Source organism: Shinella kummerowiae (genome assembly GCF_009827055.1).
In the GTDB taxonomy this organism is placed as follows: Bacteria; Pseudomonadota; Alphaproteobacteria; order Rhizobiales; family Rhizobiaceae; genus Shinella; species Shinella kummerowiae.
In genome coordinates, this window is the sequence record NZ_WUMK01000035.1 from 1 (window position 1) to 1,043 (window position 1,043).

Below are 1,043 nucleotides of genomic sequence, written 5' to 3' on the forward strand. Positions count from 1 at the left end.
TGACCTGAGACCCTGAACTTCCTCCAAATTTTGGTAGAGTCCGTCGTATCAGGGAGACGGACGGAATGAAGCGTGCACGGTTTACGGACGAGCAGATCATCGGAATGTTGAGGGAGCAGGAGAGCGGCCAGAGGACGGCCGATGTCTGCCGCAAGCACGGAATATCCGAGGCGACCTTTTACAAATACAAAGCGAAGTATGGTGGCATGGATGTTTCCGACGCCAGGAAGCTGAAGGCCTTGGAAGAGGAGAACGCCAAGCTGAAGAAGCTGCTCGCCGAGGCGATGCTGGACAACGCCATTCTCAAGGATGTCGCCTCAAAAAAATGGTGACGCCCGATGTGAAGCGGGATGCGGTGGCTTATGCCTGCAAGGAGCATGGTGTGAGCCAGCGTCGGGCGTGCGCAGTTTTGTCGGTTGATCGGTCGAGCACGCGGTATCGCAGCATTCGGCCCGACGACAGATATATCAGAGATGCGATGAAGAAGGTGGCGTCAGAGCGCCGCCGTTTCGGTTATCGCCGTATCCACGTCATGCTGGATCGGCAGGGCATCGTCATGAACCTGAAGAAACTCAGGCGGCTCTATCGCGAAGAGAAGCTGACTGTCCGCAAGCGCGGAGGCAGGAAGCGTGCCTTGGGGACGCGGCGACCTTTGGCATTGCCGTCGCGCCCGAACGAGCGTTGGAGCCTCGATTTCGTCAGCGATGCCTTCACTGATGGCCGTCGCTTCCGTGTCCTGGCCGTTGTTGACGACTTCACCCGCGAGTGCCTGGCCCTGGTCGCCGACACGTCACTGTCAGGGCTGCGGCTTGCCCGGGAGTTGGATACCATCATCGCCAGGCGCGGCAAACCAAGGACCATCGTTTCTGACAATGGGAGCGAGATGACGAGCATGGCCGTTCTCAAATGGTGCCAGGGCACGCATGTGGAATGGCATTACATCGCCCCCGGCAAGCCGATGCAAAACGGCTTCATCGAAAGCTTCAACGGCAGCTTTCGCGATGAATGTCTCAACGAAACCCTGTTCTCATCGCTGGCGCAGG

General features: G+C 58.4%; 1 pseudogene. It reads left to right on the forward strand.

The features are described from left to right. Positions 1-65: 65 nt before the first annotated feature. Positions 66-1,043 (forward strand): annotated as a pseudogene (locus tag GR138_RS30130) (IS3 family transposase); the annotation flags it as partial.